Source organism: Bradyrhizobium nivariense (genome assembly GCF_029846695.2).
Taxonomy (GTDB): Bacteria; Pseudomonadota; Alphaproteobacteria; order Rhizobiales; family Xanthobacteraceae; genus Bradyrhizobium.
The window spans coordinates 1-1,090 of record NZ_JARWCR020000193.1; the positions used below are offsets into that span (position 1 = coordinate 1).

The 1,090-nt window shown below is 69.4% G+C and carries 1 protein-coding gene; it reads right to left on the reverse strand.

Annotated elements, in window-relative coordinates:
• The coding region (locus QCM77_RS45900) for an Ig-like domain-containing protein (RefSeq protein ID WP_280097138.1) at positions 1 to 1,090 on the reverse strand (1,090 nt) is incomplete at both ends.

Here is a 1,090-nt window from a genome sequence, read left to right on the forward strand (position 1 = left end):
GTATAGATCACCGCGCTGCTGGTGGCGGTGTTGCCGGCCGCATCGCTCACCCGGGCCGTCAGCGAGTTGCCGCCCTGGTTCAGCGTGACCGTGCTGCTCCAGCTGCCGTTGCCCTGCACGATCGCGGTGCCGATCGTCGTGGTGCCGTCCAGGATGGTGACGGTGGCGCCGGCATCGGCCACGTCCACCGTGCCGGTGACGGTCTGGCTGACCTGGTTGGTCGAACCTCCGGCGCTGGTGATCGCAACCGTCGGTGCCGCCGTGTCGAGCGTGAAGCTCAGCGATGCGGTCGTCGAACTGTTGCCGGCGGCATCGCTGAACTGCGCCGTGACCTGCTTGGCGCCATCGGCTCCGAGATCGCCGGAAGTCACCGTCAGGCTGACGCTGCCTGCCGTCACGTCGGCCGCCGTGATCGCATGCGTCACCGGGTGTGCCAGCGGCGAGCCGCCCAGCAACAGCTGCACCATATCGCCGATGGCAGCCGTCGGGTTCAGCGCCACCGTGAAGCTCGGCGAGGTCGCTGAGGTGATGTTGTCCGTGCCCGAGGTACCGCTGTCCGAGCCCGCCGTCAGGTCTGGCGTGCCGCCGCTCGGTGCCGCCGTGTCCAAGGTGAAGCTCAGCGACGCCGAACCGGTGTTGCCGAAGCTGTCGGTCTGGCTCGCCACGATGGTGTGCGATCCGTCGGCCAGCCCGCTCGGCGTCAACGACCAAGCCCCTTGCGCATCGGCGGTCACCGTCGTCGCGATCGGGCTGCCGTCGATGGTGAAGTGCACCACGGTGTTGGCGAGCCCGGTGCCGTTCACGGCCGGGCTGGCGGTGACGTGGTCGGTTGCCGAGGTGCCGGTGTCGGAGACCAGAGCTTCGGTCACCGTCGGGCCGGTGGTGCTGACCGTATAGATCACCGCGCTGCTGGTGGCGGTGTTGCCGGCCGCATCGCTCACCCGGGCCGTCAGCGAGTTGCCGCCCTGGTTCAGCGTGACCGTGCTGCTCCAGCTGCCGTTGCCCTGCACGATCGCGGTGCCGATCGTCGTGGTGCCGTCCAGGATGGTGACGGTGGCGCCGGCATCGGCCACGTCCACCGTGCCGGTGA